This window comes from Melghirimyces algeriensis (assembly GCF_900182565.1).
Lineage (GTDB): Bacteria > Bacillota > Bacilli > Thermoactinomycetales > DSM-45169 > Melghirimyces > Melghirimyces algeriensis.
Genome location: NZ_FXTI01000001.1, coordinates 230,324 through 253,997, shown reverse-complemented (window position 1 = coordinate 253,997; position 23,674 = coordinate 230,324). Strand labels below are relative to the sequence as shown.

The 23,674-nt window shown below is 47.2% G+C and carries 20 protein-coding genes and 2 riboswitches; of the genes, 4 read left to right on the top strand and 16 right to left on the bottom strand.

Annotated elements, in window-relative coordinates; all coding sequences use genetic code 11:
* Positions 1-23: 23 nt before the first annotated feature.
* The 7 genes from metX to FN782_RS01125 form a co-directional block, all read right to left on the bottom strand.
* Positions 24-1,121, bottom strand: a complete 1,098-nt coding sequence (gene metX / locus FN782_RS01160) for a homoserine O-acetyltransferase MetX (protein WP_142503936.1) — start codon at positions 1,119-1,121, stop codon at positions 24-26.
* A gap of 102 nt (positions 1,122-1,223) precedes the next feature.
* A riboswitch (SAM riboswitch) is annotated at positions 1,224-1,334 on the bottom strand.
* Positions 1,335-1,407: 73 nt separating this feature from the next.
* On the bottom strand, positions 1,408-2,421 hold the full coding sequence (locus tag FN782_RS01155) for an ABC transporter ATP-binding protein (RefSeq protein ID WP_142503935.1): 1,014 nt from the start codon (positions 2,419-2,421) through the stop codon (positions 1,408-1,410).
* Positions 2,422-2,436: 15 nt separating this feature from the next.
* Positions 2,437-3,357, bottom strand: a complete 921-nt coding sequence (locus FN782_RS01150; protein WP_142503934.1) for an ABC transporter permease — start codon at positions 3,355-3,357, stop codon at positions 2,437-2,439.
* 1 nt (position 3,358) lies between these two features.
* Positions 3,359-4,306: an ABC transporter permease gene (locus tag FN782_RS01145; RefSeq protein ID WP_142503933.1), complete on the bottom strand. Its 948-nt coding sequence runs from the start codon at positions 4,304-4,306 to the stop codon at positions 3,359-3,361.
* 97 nt (positions 4,307-4,403) lie between these two features.
* Complete coding sequence (locus FN782_RS01140) at positions 4,404-6,047, bottom strand: peptide ABC transporter substrate-binding protein (protein ID WP_342778332.1); 1,644 nt, start codon at positions 6,045-6,047, stop codon at positions 4,404-4,406.
* 244 nt (positions 6,048-6,291) lie between these two features.
* Entirely contained in the window at positions 6,292-7,533 is a 1,242-nt protein-coding gene (locus FN782_RS01135) for an aspartate kinase (protein WP_142503932.1), read from the bottom strand.
* Positions 7,534-7,646: 113 nt separating this feature from the next.
* Positions 7,647-7,831, bottom strand: a riboswitch (Lysine riboswitch).
* Positions 7,832-8,017: 186 nt separating this feature from the next.
* A complete protein-coding gene (locus FN782_RS01125) occupies positions 8,018-8,341 on the bottom strand; it encodes an SCP2 sterol-binding domain-containing protein (RefSeq protein WP_142503930.1) in 324 nt (107 codons plus the stop codon).
* Between the two features lie 264 nt (positions 8,342-8,605).
* Between FN782_RS01125 and tatA the strand changes: the two genes are divergently transcribed.
* A complete protein-coding gene (tatA, locus tag FN782_RS01120) occupies positions 8,606-8,794 on the top strand; it encodes a twin-arginine translocase TatA/TatE family subunit (RefSeq protein WP_142503929.1) in 189 nt (62 codons plus the stop codon).
* Between the two features lie 46 nt (positions 8,795-8,840).
* Here the strand turns inward: tatA and mobA are convergent, their stop codons facing one another.
* Positions 8,841-9,431 (bottom strand): molybdenum cofactor guanylyltransferase, encoded by a 591-nt coding sequence (mobA, locus tag FN782_RS01115; RefSeq protein WP_142503928.1) that lies wholly within the window; start codon positions 9,429-9,431, stop codon positions 8,841-8,843.
* Positions 9,432-9,443: 12 nt separating this feature from the next.
* Entirely contained in the window at positions 9,444-11,252 is a 1,809-nt protein-coding gene (gene uvrC / locus FN782_RS01110; protein WP_142503927.1) for an excinuclease ABC subunit UvrC, read from the bottom strand.
* Positions 11,253-11,398: 146 nt separating this feature from the next.
* On the opposite strand from uvrC, the gene FN782_RS01105 reads away from it, so the two are divergent.
* Together FN782_RS01105 and FN782_RS01100 are read left to right on the top strand one after the other, a co-directional pair.
* Complete coding sequence (locus FN782_RS01105; RefSeq protein ID WP_142503926.1) at positions 11,399-12,373, top strand: hypothetical protein; 975 nt, start codon at positions 11,399-11,401, stop codon at positions 12,371-12,373.
* 150 nt (positions 12,374-12,523) lie between these two features.
* Positions 12,524-13,765 carry an MATE family efflux transporter gene (locus FN782_RS01100; RefSeq protein WP_142503925.1) on the top strand — a complete coding sequence of 414 codons (1,242 nt, stop codon included), beginning with the start codon at positions 12,524-12,526 and terminating at the stop codon, positions 13,763-13,765.
* Between the two features lie 54 nt (positions 13,766-13,819).
* On the opposite strand, the gene trxA is transcribed toward FN782_RS01100, so the two are convergent.
* From trxA to FN782_RS01070, 6 genes are all read right to left on the bottom strand, one after another.
* Positions 13,820-14,134: a thioredoxin gene (gene trxA / locus FN782_RS01095; protein ID WP_142503924.1), complete on the bottom strand. Its 315-nt coding sequence runs from the start codon at positions 14,132-14,134 to the stop codon at positions 13,820-13,822.
* A 220-nt stretch (positions 14,135-14,354) separates the two neighbouring features.
* Positions 14,355-15,338, bottom strand: coding sequence for an electron transfer flavoprotein subunit alpha/FixB family protein (locus FN782_RS01090; protein ID WP_142503923.1), 984 nt, complete (start codon positions 15,336-15,338; stop codon positions 14,355-14,357).
* Between the two features lie 21 nt (positions 15,339-15,359).
* The gene (locus tag FN782_RS01085; protein WP_142503922.1) at positions 15,360-16,130 is read right to left on the bottom strand and encodes an electron transfer flavoprotein subunit beta/FixA family protein; all 771 of its coding nucleotides are present in this window, start codon (positions 16,128-16,130) and stop codon (positions 15,360-15,362) included.
* Between the two features lie 87 nt (positions 16,131-16,217).
* Positions 16,218-16,802 (bottom strand): fatty acid metabolism transcriptional regulator FadR, encoded by a 585-nt coding sequence (locus tag FN782_RS01080; RefSeq protein WP_142503921.1) that lies wholly within the window; start codon positions 16,800-16,802, stop codon positions 16,218-16,220.
* Between the two features lie 215 nt (positions 16,803-17,017).
* Entirely contained in the window at positions 17,018-18,715 is a 1,698-nt protein-coding gene (locus FN782_RS01075; protein WP_142503920.1) for a long-chain-fatty-acid--CoA ligase, read from the bottom strand.
* Positions 18,716-18,898: 183 nt separating this feature from the next.
* Positions 18,899-20,386 carry a spore germination protein gene (locus FN782_RS01070; RefSeq protein ID WP_142503919.1) on the bottom strand — a complete coding sequence of 496 codons (1,488 nt, stop codon included), beginning with the start codon at positions 20,384-20,386 and terminating at the stop codon, positions 18,899-18,901.
* Positions 20,387-20,508: 122 nt separating this feature from the next.
* On the opposite strand from FN782_RS01070, the gene FN782_RS01065 reads away from it, so the two are divergent.
* Complete coding sequence (locus tag FN782_RS01065; protein ID WP_142503918.1) at positions 20,509-21,777, top strand: BaiN/RdsA family NAD(P)/FAD-dependent oxidoreductase; 1,269 nt, start codon at positions 20,509-20,511, stop codon at positions 21,775-21,777.
* Between the two features lie 863 nt (positions 21,778-22,640).
* On the opposite strand, the gene cas6 is transcribed toward FN782_RS01065, so the two are convergent.
* A complete protein-coding gene (cas6, locus tag FN782_RS01060; protein WP_142503917.1) occupies positions 22,641-23,399 on the bottom strand; it encodes a CRISPR-associated endoribonuclease Cas6 in 759 nt (252 codons plus the stop codon).
* Between the last annotated feature and the right edge of the window lie 275 nt (positions 23,400-23,674).

Below are 23,674 nucleotides of genomic sequence, written 5' to 3'. Positions count from 1 at the left end.
CTGGAAAATCCAACCGGTCGCATTTATCCGTCTATTTCCTGCAAAAAACTTCTGATTTTGGGACCCATTTGCGCATAATCCACCAAAAAAGCATCATGTCCATAGTCTGAATCCATCTCCAGAAGATCACACGTTTTCCCTAACGCCTTCAGATGGTTATACAATTCCAACTGCTGACTGAAGGGAAAGAGTTGATCCTGGCGGATGCCGATGATCAATATATCAGCTGTTATTTTTGATAAAGCGGACAGAATTCCTCCCCGACCCCGCCCCAAATCATGGGTATCCATTGCCCTTAGCAGATAGAGATAACTGTTGGCATCAAACCGATCCGACAACTTCTTCCCCTGGTAACGGAGATAACTCTCAACCTGAAAGAGAGCATCCAGCCCCAGGCCTGTCTTCTGCAAATTTCGGCTAAACCGCTGTTCAAACAGCTGCGGTGTTCGGTAACTCACCATCGCTACCATACGAGCCACTTTCATTCCATTCACGGGACCCGGTCCCGGATAATAATCCCCGCCCTGGTAATCAGGGTCTGACAGAATGGCCTGACGTCCGATATCATTGTATGCAATCGCTGTCGGAGTCAGGGAGTCAGCTGTCGCAATCGGGATCAGCTTTCGTGCAAAGCCGGGATACATAATCCCCCATTCCAGGACGAGCATCCCGCCCATCGAACCTCCAACAATCATTTCCACCCGTTCAATCCCCAGCTTCTCCAGACAACGCTTTTGGACAGAGACCATATCCCGAATGCTGACAAATGGAAAGGAAGATCCATACGGTTGTTTCGCACCGGATGGAACAGAGGATGGACCGGTCGTACCTTTGCATCCACCCAACACATTCATGGTGATCACATGAAAACGATCCGTATCAATCGCTTGACCGGAACCGATCAGACCATCCCACCAGCCGGGTTCAGCGGAGTCTCCAACCGCATGAGCATCTCCGGTCAAAGCATGACAGACCAACACTACATTTTCCCCACTCGCCTCCGGTGCCTGCCCAGCTGTCTCCAGTGCCACTTCCACATTTGGAAGCGTCTCGTCATTTTCCAGTTGGATCGATCCAAGGGGGATTGTCTGTTTTTGAAAAATACGGGCAGTTACCGGCATCTGTCATCCTCCTTTATCAATCTCATCCCATTGAATACAAAAACACCCTCTCCTGACGGAAGAGGGTGGTCGATGCATATAAACAATGATCCCCAATCCCTCTTCTCATCTTCCAAGGCATATGCCCCGCAGGAATTGGCACCTTTCCCTCAATCAATCAGGGTGGTTGCCGCGGTTTCATCAGGCCAGTCCCTCCACCGCTCTGGATAAGAAGAAGTAAATCAACGATATGGAATTGGATTTATCATAAAATGATATCACTCGATTGTCAAGGTTCACACATTTTTTATTTTGAAAGAATATTGACCTTCAAATCATTGACTTTAGGTGCAGCTGGGTGCTCTAACCAACAAAACACTTGATGTGAATCCGACACCTTCGTTTGCTCTGGCATCTCTTCATGGCAAATCTGCATGGCATAAGGACAGCGATCTGCAAATGGACACCCCTGGGGTGGACTGAGCAAATCCGGTGGAGAGCCGGGGATGGACTCCAGCTCATCTTCCTGTTTTTGATCCATTCGGGGAAGCGACTTCATTAGTCCCCAAGTGTAAGGATGCCGGGAACGGTGAAAAATATCCTCCACACCTCCGGTCTCCACAATCGTTCCCCCATACATCACTGCCACCCGCTGGGCCATCTCCGCCACGACTCCCAAGTCATGGGTGATTAGAATAATGGAAGTCTCCGTTTTCTCCTGAAGATCTTTCATTAAATCCAGAATTTGTGCCTGAATGGTGACATCCAGAGCGGTTGTCGGTTCATCCGCAATCAGGATTCTGGGATTGCAGGCAAGAGCAATGGCGATCATGGCCCGCTGACGCATCCCGCCACTGTATTGATGCGGATACTGGTACACCCGTTTCTCCGGATTGGGAATGCCAACGATCCGAAGCATCTCCACCGCCCGCTGCAACGCTTGCACTTTTCCATAAGACTGATGCCAGATCAACCCTTCCATGATTTGTTTCCCCACGGTCATGGTCGGGTTGAGCGAAGTCATCGGGTCCTGAAAGATCATCCCGATTTCCGATCCGCGAATATGATACATCTCTTTCTTGTCCACTTGGGTCAAATCTTTTCCATCAAACAGAATCTCTCCCGCTTTGATTCTTCCCGGCGGTGAGGGAATCAAACGGACAATCGATTGAGCGGTTACGCTTTTTCCGCTTCCGGACTCCCCCACAATGGCAAGGGTTTCCCCTTTATCCAGGGAAAAGTTGACACCCCGAACCGCTTTCACCTCACCATTGTATGTGTCAAAGGAAACATGCAGTCCATGAACCTCCAATACAGCCATGACTACTCACCCACCCTACTTTCGCATTTTCGGATCCAAGACATCGCGAAGTCCGTCCCCCAAAGCATTGAAACCCAGCAATGTTAAGCCCAGGAAAAAGGACGGGAAGAAAAGACGCCACCATTCATCCGACAAAATGACCACCAGAGCATCATCAACCATTGTTCCCCAGCTGGCAATCGGGGCTTGAACCCCCAATCCGAGAAAGCTGAGAAAGGCTTCCGCAAAGATCGCTTGGGGAATGGAAAAGGTAAGCAACACCAATATTGGCCCCATCGTATTGGGAATCAGATGTTTAAACATGATCCACTTGGTATTCGCCCCCAACGTGCGGGCGGCCAGAACATACTCCTGGTTTTTCAGCTGTAGAACTTGCCCGCGGACCAGACGTGCCATATTTAGCCATCCTGTCACGGTTAACGCGATAATAATGGTGGTAATGCCAGGTTCCAGGACCACCAGGAGCAAAATGACCACCAAGAGATAAGGCAGTCCCCACAACACATCCACAATGCGCATCATCACCTCATCCGTTCGTCCGCCCTTGTAACCGGCAATTCCCCCATACAACACACCGATGAACAGATCGATCATCGCTGCGGCGATCCCAATGATCAACGAAATCCTGGCCCCATACCAGGTACGGGTAAAGACATCCCTTCCCAAATCATCGGTACCAAACCAATGTTCACTGGATGGCTCCAAGTTTTTCTCTTCCAACAGATTCTGTTCATAATAAGTGTAATCGGAGATCCATGGACCGATAACCGCCATCAAAACCAATAACGAAATGATGATCAATCCGGTCATTCCCAGCCAGTTGCTGCGAAGACGTCTCCAGACATCCTGCCAGTATGAAACACTGGGACGCCGAATCGCCTCATATTGTTCCGCTTTCCGTTCAACACGCTGAAATTTATGTGCGGGAATCCCCATCCTATCCGGCCTCCTTTTCACCCAGTTTGATCCGTGGATCGATCAGTCCGTAAACCAGATCAACGAAAAAGTTCATCAAAATAAGCAAGCCGGAGTAAAAGATGGTGACTCCCATAATGACAGAGAAATCCCTTGTGGAAATACTTTCAACAAAGTATTTGCCAATACCGGGGATGGAAAAAATCTTCTCAATTACAAAACTTCCCGTTAAAATGCCCACCACGAGGGGACCCATAATTGTGACCACGGGAATAATGGCATTTCGCAAAGTGTGCCGGGTCAACACCCGGAGTGGTGGCAATCCTTTGGCCTGAGCGGTTCGAATGTAATCATTCCCCAACACATCCAGCATACTGGAACGCATTAAACGGGTCACCAAAGCCAATGGAGTAAATGCCAGAGCAATCGAAGGAAGCACAGTAAATTTAAATTCACCCCAAAACCCGTCTCCCCACTGTGCTAGGGGAAACAGTTCCCATTTCAAGCCGAAGTATTTTTGCAACAAGGGACCCAATACAAAACTGGGGATCGAGATGCCCAATACGGCAATAAACATCAAAATCATATCAGCCGGACGATTTTGTCGCACAGCGGCAATCATTCCCATAACAATTCCCGCCAGGCTGGCGATTACAATCGCCTGAAGCCCCAAACGGGCCGATACCGGAAAACCGTCTTCCAACATCTCGTTTACGGTTCGGTTGGGGGTTTTGATGGAGATTCCCAAATCCCCGGTCGCCAGATTTTTAATATAGAGAAGATACTGTTGTGGCAGCGGCTTGTCCAGGTTGTACTTGGCTTTCAGAGCTTTCAGCGTCTGCTCCGGCAATTTCTTCTCTGAAGTAAACGGGTCCCCCGGTATGGAGTGCATCAAAACAAACGTCATCGTGGAGATCAACCATAGCGTAATCAGCAGGAGCAGCAATCGTCCCCCCACATATCGAAGCATGTTTCACACCCCTTTCTTAAATGGAAAACAGAGCAGAACGGCAAAGCCACCCCGAACGAGGGGTGACCCGGCCGAATCTCTCTTTCGGACTTCGGCTTTATTTCTCCGTCACATACGCATGGATATAGCTCACACTGGAATCCGGGAGACGCTTTACGCCTTTTACATAATCTTGTTGCATATGGATTTTGGTGTAGAAATAGATGGGGGCAATCGGCATCTCATCCATTAAGAGATCCTCTGCCCGATGCATTGCTTCCATCCGCTTCTTTTGGTCCCCGGTGGATTTGGCTTCCTTAATCAGTTGATCATACTTTTTGTTGCTAAAGTTAATGTCGTTGTTTCCACCACCAGTTACATACATATCCATAAACGTCATCGGGTCGAGGTAGTCAGGCAACCAACCGTAACGAGCCACCTGAAAATCACCGGACCTGGTTTTATCCAAATAAACCTTCCACTCGGAGTTTCTCAGTTTTACATCCACACCCAGATGTTTTTTCCACATTTGCTGAATCGCTTCAGCGATCTTCTTATGGCCTTCATCCGTATTGTAATCAATGGTGACTTCAGGGAGTTGATCCCAACCTTCCTCTTTCATCCCTTCTTCCAGAAGCTTCTTGGCTTTCTCCGGCTCCGCTGTAGGTTGAAGATAATCTTCGCGGGTCTTCACCCATTCCTTGTTTTGCGCAAGGTCCGGCATTTGCCAAGGTACAAACCCAGTGGCTGGCTGCTGTCCACCCTGAACCACTTGTTCAACGATAAGTTTACGATCGATCGCCAAGGCAAAGGCTTTACGGATCTTTTTGTTGTTAAATGGCTTTTTATCCACATTGAACTTATAGTAGTAGTGAGCCGCTTCCGGGGTCGTCTCTGCCTCCCCTTTATCCAGCGATGTCTTGGTCAAATCCGTAGGGATCATGTTGGTCTCGTCAATCTTTCCGGCCTTGAACTGCTGATAACCGGTTTTGTCATCAGCGATAAATGGTAAGTTGATCTGATCCAGTTTCACGGATTTGGCATCCCAGTAATGTTTACTCTTTGCCAACTCAATCTTCTGATCGTGTTTCCAGGTTTTCAGTGTAAAGGGACCATTGCTGACATAGGTCTTTGCTTCAGCCGCCCACTTTTTATTTTTCTCCACGGTACTCTTGTTGACCGGCATCAAGGTATAAAAGGACGTCAAGCTTACGAAGTACGGGGTGGGTTTTTCCAGTTCCACCTCCAACGTTTGATCATCTACCGCCTTGACGCCCACCTCTTCCACTTTTGCCTTGCCTGCATGGTACTTCTCCCCATTCTTCAGATAAAAGAGTTGGTAAGCATAATCAGCAGCATTATCCGGATTGAGTACCCGCTTCCAGGCATATTCAAAATCCTCCGCTTTTACGGGATCTCCATTGCTCCATTTGGCATCTTTCCGAAGATGAAAGGTGATTTTCGTGGCGTCTTCATTGATATCCCATTTCTCAGCTACTGCGGGTTTCGGTTTCCCATCTTCCCCCATCCGCGTTAAGCCTTCCATCACATGACGGAGAATCAAACCAGACACATTATCCGTTGCTTTCAATGGGTCCAGACTGGGTGGTTCACTTGGGACCCGTCCCACATTTAACACCTGTTCCTCGGCCAATTTGCCATTTCCCTTATCCGCATCACTTGCTCCACCACACCCAGCCAACACCAGCATACTGAGAATCGCCAGCATCGATACCCATTTGGTCAAACCCTTCCTTTTCAACCATACAACCCCCTTGAATGCTTGACTAATCGGAAAAATCCGATTTCTAAAAAGATTTGAACAACCGGACAAATGGATGAGATCTGCGACACAAAAGTTTTTGCGTCCATATTCTCTATTCTTTGTTTACGAGCGAAATCCTCCTTTTATGATTAAATTTTTTAAATATTTAGTTTTAAAATAATATTATTTAAATAAAAAATAAACCCCGAAAGGATTACCCTTCCGGGGAAGAAATGGTTCGTCAGCGGACAGTTGCCAATTCATCCGTTTTTACATCCAGTCCAAAGGCTGTATGCAACTCCTGAACGGCCTGGGTCGCTTTTTCTTGAGGAATGACACAGGAGATCTTGATTTCAGAGGTAGAAATCATTTTAATGTGTATTCCGGATTGGGACAAGGTTGTAAACATTCTGGCTGCCACGCCCGGATGACTCACCATTCCGGCACCCACAGCAGATACCTTGGCCAACCCTGTCTCCGAGATCACATTGAGATAACCCAGTTCATCTCGGTTGGACTGAATCTCTTCACAAGCCTGCTCGCATTCGTCCTGATGCACACTAAACGCCACATTGATCCGCTCATCCTCGTGTTCACTGGTAACGATCATATCCACATTAATCTGAGCGTTTGCCAATTTATTAAATAACAGGGTGAGATGCTCGGAGCGGTTGGGAAGCCCCATGACTTTGATCCGGGCCACTTCCAGATCATGAGCCACTCCTCGTACCTGTCGTTCCTCTTCCATTTGTTCGGCCTCCTTTACCCAGGTTCCTTCTTCATTCTCAAAGCTGGATCGAACCACCAGTGGGACACGATGCGTCATGGCACATTCAACGGAACGGGGATGCAATACACCGGCTCCCAGATTGGCCAGCTCCAACATTTCCTCAAAACTGATCTCCTGAAGCTTTTGCGCTTTGGGTGCCATGCGGGGATCAGCGGTAAACACGCCTGTCACATCGGTATATATTTCGCAACAGTCGGCATTTAACGCTGCCGCAAGAGCAACGGCCGTTGTGTCAGAACCTCCCCGACCCAGCGTGGTGATCGCCCCTTCCGGAGAAACTCCTTGAAATCCGGCTACCACGACAACCTCTCCCCGGTTCAGAGCCTTCTGGATATGCGCTGTATCAATATGTTCAATCTTTGCTTTCCCGTGAATCGAATCCGTCTGGATTCCTGCTTGCCACCCTGTCATCGGACAAGCTTTTACCCCTAATTCCATCAATGCCATGGACAGAAGGGCAATGCTCACCTGTTCTCCGGTAGTCAGCAATACGTCCATCTCTCTTTTTGGAGGAGCATCACTGATATCCGTCGCCAAAGCAACCAGTTCATCGGTGGCTTTTCCCATGGCGGATACCGTCACCACCACCTGATGCCCTTCTGCCTGGGTACGAGCAATCCGTTCTGCCACTTTTTTTATCCGTTCCACCGATCCTACAGATGTTCCGCCAAACTTCTGCACCACAAGTCCCATGTTGGTTTGAGATCTCCTCTCCTCAGTTTAATCGTCTTCCTCTGATCGAAACACAAAGGCGACAGCAGGAAAGATCCAGCTGTCGCCAACAAACAAACAGCCTCGATCGTTCCCTGTGACATAGTGCTCCACGATCCGCTTCAGCTTCACGTGACAGTCCCGACCCTGTTCGAATCGGTCCCAGCTTTCGCCCGTTGCGGTATGGACGAAAACTTCGGCAGATATCCCTTTCCCAGCCGATCGTAGGTACCGCACCTCACGACAGGTACTGATGATGATCTGCTCCTCTAGTTCACACGAACGTGAGGAATGCATAATTCAGTTTGGAAAGACTCTCGCAACTTCCAAAGTTGTTCTGATCTTAACACAGACACTTTTCGTTCACAAGCAAAGAATATTGAATCATCCATTGGATTGTAAAAGGATGTAGCCGTCTCCAGTGGCTCCTTTGAGCTGAGCGCATTTGAAGTCCCAAATCGTCCGATCAGCGATATCGATCCAATAGATTTTGCAGTTTGATCGCTAGAGAAAGATCTCCCTTTACTTTCAGTTTCCCTGTCATAAACGCGGTCGTCGGGTTGAGATTCCCTTCGAGCAACTTTACAAAATTCTCTTCAGACATCTGAATGATGCAATTCGCCTCAGACGCTTCTTCTTCCAGATATTCCGCAGAATCATTCTTTAAATGAAGCTGATGATTTCCAACCCCGTAAATATCAAACTGATAAACCGTATTCATCCCTTGAATGCCCTCAGGGTCTTTGTTCATCTTGTCAACAACGGTCATAATCGTTTCCTTTACAGTCACATCAGACCCTCCTGCGAATGATGATTCATTCATTATTCCAAATAATTTTAATCATTTTCCGGTATCCTGTCAATCTTCTCCGGCAAACGGAATGATTTTCAGCAATACTTAAAGGAAACAGCATCGCTTTACATAAAAAGGTACATAAAACGTTAACTTGGAATTCATCCGATGGGGAAGTATAATAACCAGTAGAATAACGGATCGATATTCAATCGCGGACCTTTAGGTCAGCCAGATCGGAGTCCAAGGAGTTGATTTTCTGTGAGTACAGTTGGAATACCCGGATTGATCCTGATCATTCTGGCCGCTCTTCTGCTGTTTGGTCCCAGCAAACTGCCTGAGTTGGGACGGGCTGCCGGACGGACTCTCAAAGAGTTTAAAGACAGTGTCTCCGGCCTGAGCGACGATAAAAAAGACTCAGATAAAATAAAAGAAGCCGACCAGAAGTAATCAACAAACCCTCCGCCATCCATCAGCGGAGGGTTTTCCTTTGGAATTACGATTGGCCTTTCTCCCACTCGTTCACTTGCAGGTAATCTTCCGGTCGATTCATATTAAAAAAAGCCCGCGTTGGAAATGGCCCTGTCGTATACCGGGTTTGAATCTCTTGCAAAAAATCCTGAACCCTTCCCTTCCCCGCTTTCAGAAACCTTTCCAATGGGTCTAAACACCGGCGATGATAAACCGCAAACAAAGGGTGTATCCGACCATCAGAAACAGGTACCACCGCATCAAAGTCACCCTTAATTGCCACCTTCCGCAAATGCTGTGCCACACACCTTGATGCATACGGCAGATCACAGGCTGTTACCAGATTGAGCAGATAGGGAGATTGGGTTAGACCCGCATGAATTCCTGACAACGGACCTTTTCCAGGGTATTGATCAACCGCTATGGAAATCGCTGAATCATGAAATTGTGCAGGGTGTTTCACACTGATGATCGGAACCCATTCCGGATCGTTACACAGGCGTCGCAGCAAACGCTGAATCATCGGTTCCCCTGCAATGGATAGGGTTGCTTTGTTCCTGCCCATCCGTCGGGACTGGCCTCCGGTGAGAATAATCACTCCTGTATACGGGTTCATAGGCTCTCCCTGCTAATCGCTTTTTTCTGAAGCATCCTTTTCAGTTTTCTCATCACGTAAATATTTCCGGATTTCCCGTGCCAACCGGTCTCCGATTCCGGCCTTTCGGTACTCCTCCACACTTGCCTTTTTCATTCGCTCCAACGAACCAAAATGTTGGTATAAAAGCTGTTTACGCTTCTTTCCCACTCCAGGAATCTCATCCAACACTGATCGCACCATGGCTTTTCCCCGCGTTTGCCGATGAAATGCAACAGCAAACCGATGCACTTCTTCCTGAATCCGCTGAAGCAGATAAAACTCTTTGCTTCCCTGGGCCATATCCACCTTTTCCGGTGGTTGCCCAAAAAGAAGACGTGCCGTTTTATGCCGCTCGTCTTTCACCAAACCGGCCACGGGAATAAACAGGCCCAGTTCATTTTCCAATACATCCACCGCCGCTGACATCTGACCTCCCCCGCCGTCCACCACCACCAGTTCAGGAAGGGGTAAGTCTTCCTTCAAAATCCGGGTGTAGCGTCTTCGAATCACTTCCCGCATGGTCTCATAATCATCTGGACCCTGAACCGTACGTATTTTATACTTTCGATATTCTTTTTTATCCGGCTTTCCGTCGATAAACACCACCATCGCAGATACCGGATCAGTCCCTTGAATATTGGAATTATCAAAGGCTTCGATCCGTTTTGGATAACCGATTCCCAGTGATTCTCCCAATCGGCGGGCGGCTTCTACCGTGCGTCCCTGATCTCTTTCCAGGAGCTGAAATCGTTCAGCCAGGGCGATACGGGCATTTTCCTGCGCCATTTCCACCAGGCGCTTTTTCATTCCTCTTTTGGGAATATGGACATGTACCTTGGTCAGCCAATCATCCAGAAGCTCCGCTTCTGTCTCTTCCGGAAGATTGATTTCTTTCGGCAATGCCGGTTGTTCATGATAAAACTGTGTCACATAGGAAAGAAAATCTTCCTGTGCCTCTCCGTAATAGGGAAAAATGGCCACATCCCGTTCAATCAATTTTCCCTGACGAACAAAAAAGACCTGAACACACATCATTCCCTTGTCCGCAGCATAACCGAACACATCACGGTCAGCATGATCATTGAGAATGATATTCTGTCGGACCATTACAGATTCGATGTGCCGAATCAAATCCCGCAGTTCTTTTGCCCGTTCAAAGTTCAACGCTTCGGACGCCTGTCCCATCTTTTGTTCCAATTCCCGCTGTACGTCCTTATATCCCCCACCTAAAAACCGGACGATATTTCGCGTCATCTCCTCATACTGGGTGGGGTCCACATCAAACTCACAGGGTGCCAAACACTGCCCCAGATGATAGTAAAGGCATACACGCTTGGGGAGGGTCCGGCACTTTCGTAAAGGGTATAGCTTATCCAACAGTTTTTTCGTCTGTTGTGCCGCTTGGGCATTGGGATAGGGACCAAAGTAACGGGAGCCGTCTTTTTTCACTTTTCTTGTGACTTCCAATCGGGGGTGCGTTTCCTTTGTCAGTCGAATATACGGATAGGATTTGTCATCCTTCATCAATACATTGTAATGGGGCCGATGCCGCTTAATGAGATTGGCTTCTAGGATCAAAGCTTCCGTTGCACTTTGGGTGACTATATATTCAACATCTTCAATTTGTGAGATCATCAACTGTGTCTTTCCATCATGACTTCCAGTAAAATAAGAGCGAACGCGATTTTTAAGACTTTTCGCTTTTCCAACATAAATAATTTCTGCACTGGCATTCTTCATCAGATAACAACCGGGGAGATCCGGAAGCAGAGAGAGTTTATCATGCAATTTCTTTTTCATGGTTCTTCCCCCCTAGCTATTTATTATAAGGCTGGATTCATATTTAAACAAAGGTGATGATCCATTCTTTCATAAAAGTACTGCTTGTCCTTTAAACATTGAAAAGATACGATAGTTGTGACCATAACGTTGGGGGAGGAATTGGTTTGGGGGAAACATTCCGCCTGCTAAACCGGCATGGAACCAAGCTCTGGTTTGGTTCTGTCGTCACCGGATGCTGTATCTTTGTCTTTTTGTTACTTCCTTTATTGTTTTTTGCCATGATCATGGAACCTAAATCCGCAGATCTATTGGACCTTCTGAAGCGTTTGGCCGCTTCTCCCAGAACTGTTGAATCCATTGCAACGGAATCCATTCAGATCGTAATGGAACATAGTCGGCTGGTCGCCGGATATATCGGATTTTTTATGTTGTTAACACTCTTGAGTATTACATTTTTCAGAGCTGGACTGATCGGAGCGATTAGGCAAGCGGTACTGGAAAACCAAACTGGCATCGGACATTTCTTCTCCTATGGATTTCGCTATCTGTTTCGGGTGATCGGTTTGAACATTCTCAGCGTCCTTGCCTTTGGCATCCTATTGACAGGCTGGGGCTGTCTCTCCATCCTCACGATGGGAGAATCGTTTTGGATGATCCTGTTGGCCATCATTGGAGGAATTCTCAGCCTGCTTCTATTAAACGCTCTCACCCATTCCTCTGTGGTCATGTTTGCAGAAGAGATGGGGGTCTTTCGTTCCTTTGCCAATGGATTTAAACTGCTGTTCTCTCAATTTGGCCGAACGGTGGTTTCCTGTTTGCTTGCCATGATCACAGCTGTATTGACATCGATTTTGGTCATGTTCATTGCCGTTTTCCCGTGGTTGATTCTTCGCTTTTTTGATGACGGAGCCATTGCTGACATGGTGGGATTTACTTTCGGTGCTGTTCTGTTGGTACTCTTGGGAACCTTGCCAACCATCACAGCATATGTGATCCTTTTCCGCCGATATATTCTCCGGAATGCAGGGGACTTGTTTCCGGAAGATGATCAAACCCCGGTTCAATTATTATCATCCATTGATGGAAGCGAAACAGACGGTTTCAGCAACAACAAAGAAAAACAAACGTCAGATGGTTAATACAATCGGGCACAGGGATCTCTCCTGTGCTTCTTTTTTTCTAGATCCAAATATCTAAAAATGGCTCCAGCGTAATTTTCTGAAACCGAAACGATTGTCAATCGTATATGATGATTGTAAGATTATCTTTAGCTGGGAGGTTGTTGTTATATGGATACATACTTTGGCCTGCTTAAAAAGCACGGCTTAAAGATGTGGGGAGGTTACTTCCTAGGAAACCTCATCACCACTGTTGTTTTAAGCATGTTTATACTCATCTTCTACTTGGTTGGTTTAATCACCATATTTGCTGCAGTAGGAATCTCCGTTACAGATCTGCAAACAGGAAATATACCGGAAGGCAATTTAGAAGCGCTAGGCGCAGGAATGGTCTTCGGTATCATTCTCTTACTCATTCTCTACTGTCTGACGATATTGTTCACCTCATCTTTTCAAACCGCTGGCAGTTTGGGAATGGCCACTGAAGCAGTGCTGGATGGCAGTACTTCTCTGCTCTCTTTCTTCCGTTTGGGTTTTCGCTATTTCTGGCGAATCTTCCTGCAATCCATACTGATCATTCTGATTACCATTCCGATCAGTGTCCCATTGATTGCAGCCGACCTGGGGATTATGTTTGCCTATGAAGCCGACAGCATGATCTTCATGGTTTTCTGTGGAATCCTGTGGTTTCTTTTTCTATTGGCTCTGATCGGTTTTTTATGTCTGTTGATCTTTGCACCGGTCATCTTGATTGCTGAAAACAAAGGACCTTGGGAATCCATTAAACTCTCTTTCCAAGCTTCCCGGAAATCATTGGGGAAAACAGTTGGAACCATCCTGCTTCTGATTCTGTTGATGGTGTTCTTTTTCATTTTCTACGGAATCATCGGTGTGATTTTCACACTGGTTGGAGCTTCGGATTCTGGGGCCATTGGCATTCTTGTCAATTTTATGATGTTTGTACTGGTTCTTCTCACCATTCCGATGATAGGGGTTGCATCCACACTGTTTATCGCTTACCGCTACAAGCGATACATGCGCCGATGGGTCGCTCCAGATAAGGAAAAAACCGAGGAATGGAACCATCCCTACGGGGGAGGAAATGAAACCACTGTACCGGATGAAGGGTCTCACCATTCCCATCGAAACGATTCCTTCAGATCGAGTGAGGAATCCTATTCTTCCCCGTCCTCAACGGATCCGTTTTCTCCGGCAGAGAGACCACCATCGCCAACGTCCAATGATTCGTATACACCGGCTGAGAAACCCTCTTCCTCTCAGGGGAATGATCCGTTTACCCCTCCGGAGGAAAAAAGATATGACCCGTTCCTGCCACCCAGTGAAGGAACCGATTTTGCTCCATCGCAAATGGATGACAAAACATCTAAATCTGACAATGATAACAACGATTGACCACAAGAAAAACAGCCTGCACCAGATAAAGTGCAGGCTGTTTTCTATCCGATATTAAAAGTGGGGATTCAACCACTCCAACAGTTGTTCTTTGGGCTGGAAGCCGTGTAGCTTATCCACCATTTCCCCATCCTTGAAAACCATCAGGGTGGGAATGCTCATTACACCGAAACGCCCGGCAGTATCCGGGTTTTCATCCACGTTTACTTTGGCGATCTGGAGCTTGTCGCCCACTTCCTGATCAAGCTCCTCAAGCACCGGCGCAATCATTTTGCAGGGGCCACACCAAGGAGCCCAAAAATCCACCAATACCGTACCGGATGCCACTTCATTGCTAAATGTTTGATCGGTAATATCTTTAATCGCCATACAACTTCCTCCTCAAATAATCCTGCTTAAGACCCCGCACGGCTGAAATCCCATGATACTGGGCTTTGTAAGCTTTCAGCCACAGTATTTGTCAACCGTATCCACAGTATACCACTCCGAATTGAAAGTTCACAAGCATCATATACTCCCATATGTATATTGAGAAGCGAAAAACGGGCAGAAAATGAACATTTTCGCCCGTTTCCTTCCTTATAAATGATCAGTTCTCCACAAGCACTTTCTTGAATTCTTCTGTCAGCATCGGAACCACCTCAAAGAGGTCCCCGACAATTCCATAATCGGCTACACTGAAGATATTGGCTTCCGGGTCTTTATTGATTGCCACGATTACTTTGGAATTGGACATCCCCGCCAGGTGCTGGATCGCTCCAGAAATCCCGCAGGCAATGTACAGATCCGGCGTAACCACTTTTCCGGTTTGACCAATCTGAAGGGCATAATCACAGTATTCTGCATCACAGGCACCCCGCGAAGCACCGACAGCACCACCGAGAACGCTTGCCAACTCTTCAAGCGGTTTAAAGCCATCCGCACTCTTTACTCCGCGACCCCCGGCGATCACGACTCGAGCTTCTGACAGGTCAACACCGTCTGAGGTTTTTCGAACCACATCCTTGATCAGCGTCCGAAGGGAGTCTTTCTCCAACTGAACGTCCAACTCTTCCGTCACGGCAGAGCGGGAGGTATCAGCTTCCAGTGCCGGAATGTTGTTGGGTCGGATAGTAGCAAAGACAATGCCTTCTCGAACCGCTTTCTTCACAAAGGCCTTTCCTGCGTAGATCGGTCTTGTAAACACCATTTTTCCGTCCACAAGCTCCAGCCCGGTACAGTCCGAAATCAAACCTAAACCGAGACGGGCAGCGATCCGGGGGCTGACATCCCGACCGACGGCGGTATGGCCAGTGAAGATGACATCCGGCTCCACTTTTTCAATCACTTGTTTAAAAGCCTGAAAATAGGCGTCTGTTGTGTATTGATCCAACGCTGGATCGGTCACCAAAACCACCTGATCCGCACCATGATGCGAAAGCTTCTCCACCAAATCCTTTGCGTTACTGCCAAAGACTGTGGCGGTCACTACCCCGCCTTCGGCCACTTTGGTTGCCGCTGCCAGACTTTCCAACGTAACATTTCTCAGCTCTCCGTCACGAACATCAGCCAGTACCAGTACTTTTTTGCTCATCTCCCATTCCCCCTTCTACGCTCAAATAACTTTTGCTTCATTTTTTAGCAATTGAACGAGCTCCTTGGTCTGTTCCTCCAATTCCCCTTCCAGGATTTTGCCTGCCTCTTTTTCCGGGGGCAGTGAAATTTCTAGGGTTTCCGTTTTTCCTTCCAACTCATCCTCATCCAAATCCAGATCATCGAGATCCAGGCGTTCCATCGGTTTTTTCTTTGCCTTCATGATGCCGGGAAGGGAAGGGTAACGAGGATCGTTCAGCCCCTGTTGAGCAGTGAGCAAGATCGGCAGCTTGGACTGGATGTATTCCACATCCCCCTCCACATCTTTTTCCACTTCCACTCGGTCACCGTCCACTGTCACTTTTGTAATCGTGGAAATATGGGGAATTTCCAACAGTTCCGCCAATCGTGGACCTACCTGGGCAGAACCGTCATCAATCGCCATATACCCACCCAAAATGAGATCGTAATCCAAATCATTGATCACGGCTGCCAACACTTTGGCAATCGAGTATTCATCCGCATTTTCCAAGTCTTCATCATCAACAATAATGCCTTTATCTGCACCCATGGCCATTGCGGTGCGCAGAGCCTGTTCCGCACGTTCCGGTCCAACCGTGATCACGGTCACTTCCCCACCGTGTTCATCCCGAAGCCGAATCGCTTCCTCCACAGCGTATTCATCATAAGGATTAATGACAAACTCAACACCATCTTCACTGATCTGACCGTCTTCAATCACAATTTTCTCTTCCGTATCAAACGTTTGCTTCAAGCACACCAAAATATCCATTTACCCATTCCTCCTTCACCTGTCCAATCGGGTAGAAAACACCATCAATCCACAATCCCAAACCAGAAGAGGACAACCCATTGTTCTTTACTTACTCAGCCCGTTTAAAAACAAATCCAGCATCGGCTCCACCTGGTCCGTCAAACTGTATTTGCAATCTTTCATAATCCAGGATGTTACGGTCTCGTCCATCGTTCCAAAAATCATCCGTCGGGCCGTCCGGACATCGATATCCTCCCGAAATAGTCCGTCCTTGATCCCATCCTGAATCACCCGGTCAATGACACCCAAATACCGTTTCAGGATCAAACCGATCTCTTTCCTTACCGCTGGCTTGGACTGACGAAGTTCAATCTGGGTTACAATCGCCAGTTGCGCATCTGCCTGGAGGTACTCAAAATGCAGGCGGATCAGTTCCCGCAGTTGATTGACCGGAGATGGAACATTGGACAACGCCTTTTCCACATCCGAAATAAAAGCCCCCATTTTTTCATTAAACAGCGAAACAAGAACATCATCTTTATTCTCAAAATACAGGTAAATGGTCCCATCAGCCACATTGGCCTCACGGGCAATCTTGGAGACTTGGGCTTGATGGTATCCATATTGAGCGATTACTCGAACCGCTGCATTAATAATCGCATCATACTTTTCTCCGGTACGTTTTGCCATAACCTGCTTCCTTCCCTATTTCAGATACAAAAATGAATGACCATTCATTCAATACCTAGTTTATTCGATCGTTCCCTAGTCTGTCAACTCCAGAGAAGGAGCATGTAAGCGAATCCAAAAATATTATAGCAAAAGTTTCGTTGTGTAAACAAAGTAAAGCTTGTCAAATTTCAAGAAAAACCAAAATATCATAAAACAATATCGCCATCAACGCTTTATCCCGTCGTTTCCATCCCTTCTGATTTTCTGTTTTCCTCTTCAATAAGTACCCGTTTTAGGACTTTGCCCACTGTGGTTTTTGGCAACTCTTCCCGAAATTCATACTTGCGCGGAACCTTGTAATTGGCTAACTTTTCCCGGCAATAACGATCCAATTCTTCCTCTGTGGTTGTTTTACCCGGTTTTAAGACAATAAAAGCTTTCACTGTTTCTCCGCGATATGGGTCGGGTACTCCAATCACTGCCGCCTCCTGCACCTTGGGATGATCATAAAGCACCTCTTCCACTTCGCGTGGATAGATATTGAAGCCACCGGCAATAATCATATCCTTTTGTCGATCCATGATATAAAAGTATCCCTCATCATCCATCATGGCTATATCCCCTGTGTTCAACCAGCCATCCGACAATGCTCTGGCGGTTTCCTTTTCCTGGTTCCAGTATCCTTTCATCACTTGGGGCCCACGGACCTGAAGCTTTCCAGGAACCCCTGGGGGAACTTCTTCCCCTGTGTTTGGATCAAGAATCCGACAGTCCGTATCCGGCCAGGGAAGACCAATACTGCCGTTTTTCCGCTTTTCCCAAATCGGGTTGGCATGAGTAACCGGTGAACTTTCCGTCAGTCCATATCCTTCAACCAACCGACCTCCCGTCAGCTTTTCAAACTTCTCCTGAACCACAAGAGGAAGAGGAGCAGACCCGCTGATACAGGCTTGAATCGATGAAAGGTCATACTTCGGCGTATCCGGATGGTTGAGCAGAGCCACATACATCGTAGGTGCTCCGGGAAAGAGAGTGGGCCGTTCTTTATCAATCACTTTCAAGGTTTCCTTGGTATTGAATTTTGGTAAGAGAATGATGGTCGCTGCTTTGTATATGGCATAATTCATCGCCACCGTCATCCCGTATACATGGAAAAAGGGAACCAAGGCGAGCATTTTTTCCTCCCCATATTTCGCTTTGTGAACCCAGGCATTGCACTGAATGATATTGACGACGGTATTCCGGTGCGTCAGCATCGCCCCTTTGGCAAATCCTGTCGTCCCCCCAGTATATTGAATCAAGGCAATGTCATCCATCGAAGAAATCTCGGATTTCACCGGTTGAGGAAGCGCTTTCTTCATTAGCTGAGAAAAAGCATAAACACCGTCACCATATGGAATCTCCACATGAATTCCGTCCTTTTTCAACTTCAGCGGATAAAGAAGATTTTTGGGAAAAGGAAGGTAATCTTTGATACCGGTTACAATGATTCGCTTCAGGGGCGTTCGGGCACGTATCTTTTCCACTTGCTGATAAACCAGATCCAGACAGATAATCGTTTCCGTCCCGGAGTCATTCAACTGATGTTCCAACTCCCGTTCCTTATACATCGGGTTGGTCTGAACCACGATCCCCCCGATCAGCAAAACGGCGTAATAGGAGATCACCGACTGGGGGGAATTGGGCAACATGATCGAAACCCGATCACCCTGTTTGATACCCAACTCCTTCAGCACCTGAGCCATCCGATAAACATCATCCAAAAGCTCCTGGTAGGTTAAGCGCTTACCGAGAAAGTAAAGCGCTTCCCGCTCAGGAAAGTCCTTGGCTGCCTGTTCCAAAAAATAAGGTAACGGATGATCCGGATAGGTTAAGCTTTTCGGGATTGCTTCCGGATAGCATGAATACCAGGCCTTTTCTTTTACTGCCATGATGATATGACTCCCTCCTTCTTATGAATGAATGGTCATTCATAAGGGCTAATTCAGGAATGAAGATTTTTTTTTCATTTTATCGAACTTTCTACGGTTTTTGAACCTTATCGGAAAAAAAATCACGCCGATTCTCAGGGAAATCGACGCTGAATCATGGATTCCTACCGTTTCATCTAGGTTTTATCCTTGCCTGCGATCCGGATCACCTGGAGACAAAACGTTTGGCCGTTTGGTCTTAAGGGGCATCGGGGATCGGATCAGAACATCCTGAAACGCCTTGGGATTGAAGGGAATCAACGGCCAGAGATAAGGAACATTTAATGAGCGAGTGGTGGCCAACAGAATAAACCAGACAACCACTCCAAACAGGAGTCCCCAAACCTGAAACAATGCTGTCAGTATTAAAAAGATCACACGAAATATCCGGTTGGCCAAACCCAGTTCATAACTGGGCGTGGCAAACGTTCCAATCACAGCCGCAGCCAGGTAAAGAATAACTTCTGCGCTGAAAAGTCCCACATTGACAGCAGTCTCTCCCAACAGAATGGCCGCAATCAGCCCCATCGCTGTAGCCAGAGGGGATGGAGTGTGAATCGAGGCCATTCGCAATGTTTCCACTCCAATTTCTGCAAAGATCAATTGTAAAAACAGGGGGATTTCCCCCGGTTTATCCGGTCCGATAAACTCCAGTGCCTTTGGAAATATTTCCGGCTGAATCACTGCCAAATACCATAACGGAAGCAGAAAGAGCGACGAAAACATGGCAAAAAACCGAACCCAACGCAGTACTGCCCCCACTGCCGGCTTTTGCCGATACTCTTCCGCATGTTGAACATGATGAAAAAACGTTGTCGGTGTAATCATGACACTGGGAGAGGTATCCACATAAATCAGAACATGCCCTTCCAACAAATGGACCGATGCTACATCGGGGCGCTCCGTATACCGAACCATGGGATAGGGATTCCAGTTCCTTCGGAATACATGCTCTTCCAAGCTTTTTTCCGCCATGGGAAGACCATCGATCTCCACTTTGGAGAGGGAGTCCTTCAGCGTTTCCACTAAATCCGGATCGGCGACATCCTCCAGATAAGCGATGGCAATATCCGTTTTGGACCGCTTACCAATCTGCTGGTACTCAAACCGAAGCGAGGGGTCACGCAACCGCCGCCGTGTCAGTGCCGTGTTAAAAATGATCGTTTCCACAAATCCGTCGCGGGAACCCCGAACCACCCGCTCCACATCCGGCTCTTCCGGAAAACGGGCGGGATAGGTCCGCGCGTCGATCATGATCACCTGATCTTCCCCATCCATCAAAAGGGCGATCGGACCGGACAACACCCCCGTCACTACCGCTTCCAACCGATCTGCCTTCTCCACTTCCAAGTATCCGATATGGGTCTCCAACAGCTTTTTGATCGGGTCGGGTGCCAACTCTCCGCGTTCCAGGCGACCCAGATACATCATCACCCGGTTCAGGATCTCATCTTTCACAAATCCATCCACAAAATAAAGAGCAAATTTTTTGCCCGCATAGGTTAAGTCCCTCTTGTTCATGTCAAAGCTTTTCTCGACACCAAGTACCTCATCCAAAATCTTGGTGTTCTTCTCCAGGGACTTTTCCACTTTTCGCTGTTTCCAGTCCGCATCTCGCTTTTGATCCGCCATTGGCTCACCACCTTCCATCCATCTCAGTATTTCCCAATGAACGAAAAAGCATGAAGGGATTCTCCATTTGCGTTATGATAAGAAAGGTTTGAATCGATGGATCAACAAGGAGCGTTTTCTTTATGAAATATGATGTCATAGTCATCGGTGGAGGCCCCGCAGGATTGATGGCCAGTGTATCGGCCGGAATGCATCACGCCAAGGTCCTTTTACTGGACAAGGGCGACAAACTGGGTCGCAAACTGGCCATTTCCGGCGGTGGACGATGCAATGTAACCAATATCAAACCGATCGATGAATTGATTCAACACATTCCGGGGAATGGCCGATTTCTATACAGCGTCTTTTCCGTTTTTAACAATCGGGATTTGGCTCAGTTCTTTGAAAATCTGGGGGTTCAACTGAAAGAGGAAGACAACGGGCGGATGTTTCCCGTTTCCGATCGGGCCAAGTCCGTCGTGCAAGCCCTGATCCGCAAGGTAAAAGAAGTGGGTACCGATATCCGGGTCAACACACCTGTCAAACGGGTGCTGTATAAAGATGGACGCGTCATCGGTGTAGAATGTCATACGGGAAAGAAATATTACGCTCCAGCGGTCATCATTGCCGTTGGAGGGAGCTCCGCAACACATACAGGGAGTACGGGTGACGGATATCCATGGGCTGAGGAAGCCGGGCACACCATCACCGAACTGTTTCCCACGGAAGTCCCTTTAACCTCATCCGCACCCTTGATCAAGGAAAAGGTATTACAAGGCCTGTCCCTGCGCGATGTTACCCTGAGTGTATTTAATCCCAAAGGCAAAAAAATGATTGAACATCGGGGGGACATGCTCTTCACCCACTTTGGACTTTCCGGTCCCATCGCCCTTCGATGCAGTCAGTTTGTGGTCAAAGCCCTGAAAAAGACCGATGCCCAAACGGTTCCCGTCGCCATTGATCTCTTTCCCGATGATAAAGCTGGACAACTGGAAGAAACCTGGTGGAAAAAAGGCAAAGCCGCTCCCCGAAAAACCTTGCGCAATGTCCTGAAATCCACCCTGCCGGAACGCATGATTCCCGTTCTGTTTGAGCGGGCGCACATGGCGGAAGACCTCACCGGCTCCCATGTCTCACGGGAGCAAATCCGCCAACTCGTGCAACAAGCCAAACAATTTCGGATCGAGGTCAACGGTACCCTCCCCCTGGAAAAAGCCTTTGTCACCGGCGGTGGCGTTCATATGAAAGAGATCCACCCGCAAACCATGCAATCCAAACGGATGCACGGACTCTACTTTTGCGGAGAAATCCTCGACATCCATGGCTACACCGGCGGCTACAACATCACCGCCGCCTCCTGCACCGGCTACGTCGCCGGAAAAAGCGCCGCTGAACAAACCCGTTCGGAATAGATCATAATAAAACCCCTTCTCAAGAGAACTCTTGGGAAGGGGTTGGTTTTTATACAAAATTTCATAGCACGATGCATTCAACGAAACAGAACGGAGGAGGTGAAATTTTGAAATACATATCAGCTGATTTCAATAGCAATATGCATTCAACGAAACGTGCCTTTGTTAAGTCCCCTTCAAAGGTAGAATTCATTTCAATAGCACTATGCATTCAACGAAACCCGTATGTGAACTCCAGTGCTACCAAGCATTTTCATTATAGCAAACATATCAAAAGTCTGTGAACCGGAGATGATGTAAAATCCCTGGGAGGTTCACATACTTTTTATCGCGCTAAAGTGCTTAACGCTTTTTAGATATTTGATCAACCAACCCGAAGGTAAAGTAAACTTCATGCTTGCAACGAGACGAGGAATGCATAACGGCGCATTCCCCAATATGAGTAAATTTCAATAGCACTATACTTTCAACGAAACTCTACCCAGTCCTCAAACTCTTTGGCCTTCAAACTATTTCAATAGCACCATGCCTGCAACGAAACGATGCATATAACCGACGAACAAAGGCAACAGGATTAAATTTCAATAGCATCATGCATTCAACAAAACCGTGTGTGAACTCCAGTGTTACCAAGCATTTTCATTATAGCAAACCTACCAAAAGTCTGTGAACCGGAGATGATGCAAAATCCCTGGGAGGTTCACAGACTTTTTATCAAACTAAAGTGCATGACGTTTTTCAATTCCGAAGATAAAGTGAACATCATGCTTTCAACTAAATGAACGTGGCACGTGAGATCATGAATACAGTTGAAATTCAATAGCACCATGCCGGCAACAAAGCGATGGGGTCAAAGGTGTGGTCTATTCCTTTCCTTCTTTCCATGTTTGAACCATGCCAAATCCCTGTGATCCATAGGAGCCCAGGCCACTTTCATAAATGACCTGCTGCATTTTTTTCGAGGTCTCTACGATGACGGGCACTTGATAGCCTTTAATGTTTTTGTTTTTGTAACGGATCAAAACGGCCGCTTTTCTCAATTGGAATTTTTCCGGTCGATACAGTTGGATGTGAAGTACTTCATCCTCCGGAAATTCTTCATTCCAGCGAAGGACGTACCAGTTTTTCAGCGAAAAGCGCAAGCTGTCATAAAAGCGGCTGTCCAACGGATGGCAATACACCACGTGCCCATCCGATTGAATCGGAACCACGATCGGGCTTACGGTTTGATAAATCATCTTTTGTTGAAAGGTAACAGGGGGCAACAGTTGAATTTCCTGCAAGGGAAAACATTTGTCATACAGGGGTAAATGCCCGATCATCCAAGCCCCTTCCATCATTCGGTGGATCACCTTCGGCAGAATGGAATCCACCTGAAAGGCGAGTCTCCCCTTCACTTTCATCGCGTCCTTCTGATTCACTTTGGACGAAAAGGTACACCGTGAAAATACAAAAGGTTTATAGTTTTTTCCGCGAAAATGGACTCCCGTATTATGTAACCAATCGGCCAAATCCGGATCCGCTTCCCGGAGACAGCGATAAAGATAACTGCTGATCGAATAGTTTAGATCATAAGGTAACAATGTCTCCTCTTCCAAGCGAAATTTCATTTCAACTCTCATTAAACCGTAGACCACCTTTTAATACTGTATACCCATTTTTCAATATTGTTTCAATATTCCAATAGCACTATGCCTACAACGAAACCCTGTGGGTAAACTTCAGTTTTACCAAGCTTTTTCATTATATCAAAAATACTAAAAATCTGTGAACCGGAGATGATGCAAAAATCCTGGGAGGTTCACAGATTTTTTACTGAGGGAATAACATTATGCTTTCAACAAAACGAGCCAGAAACTAGCGAACCAGTAACCAGCGAACCATTTCAATAGCACTA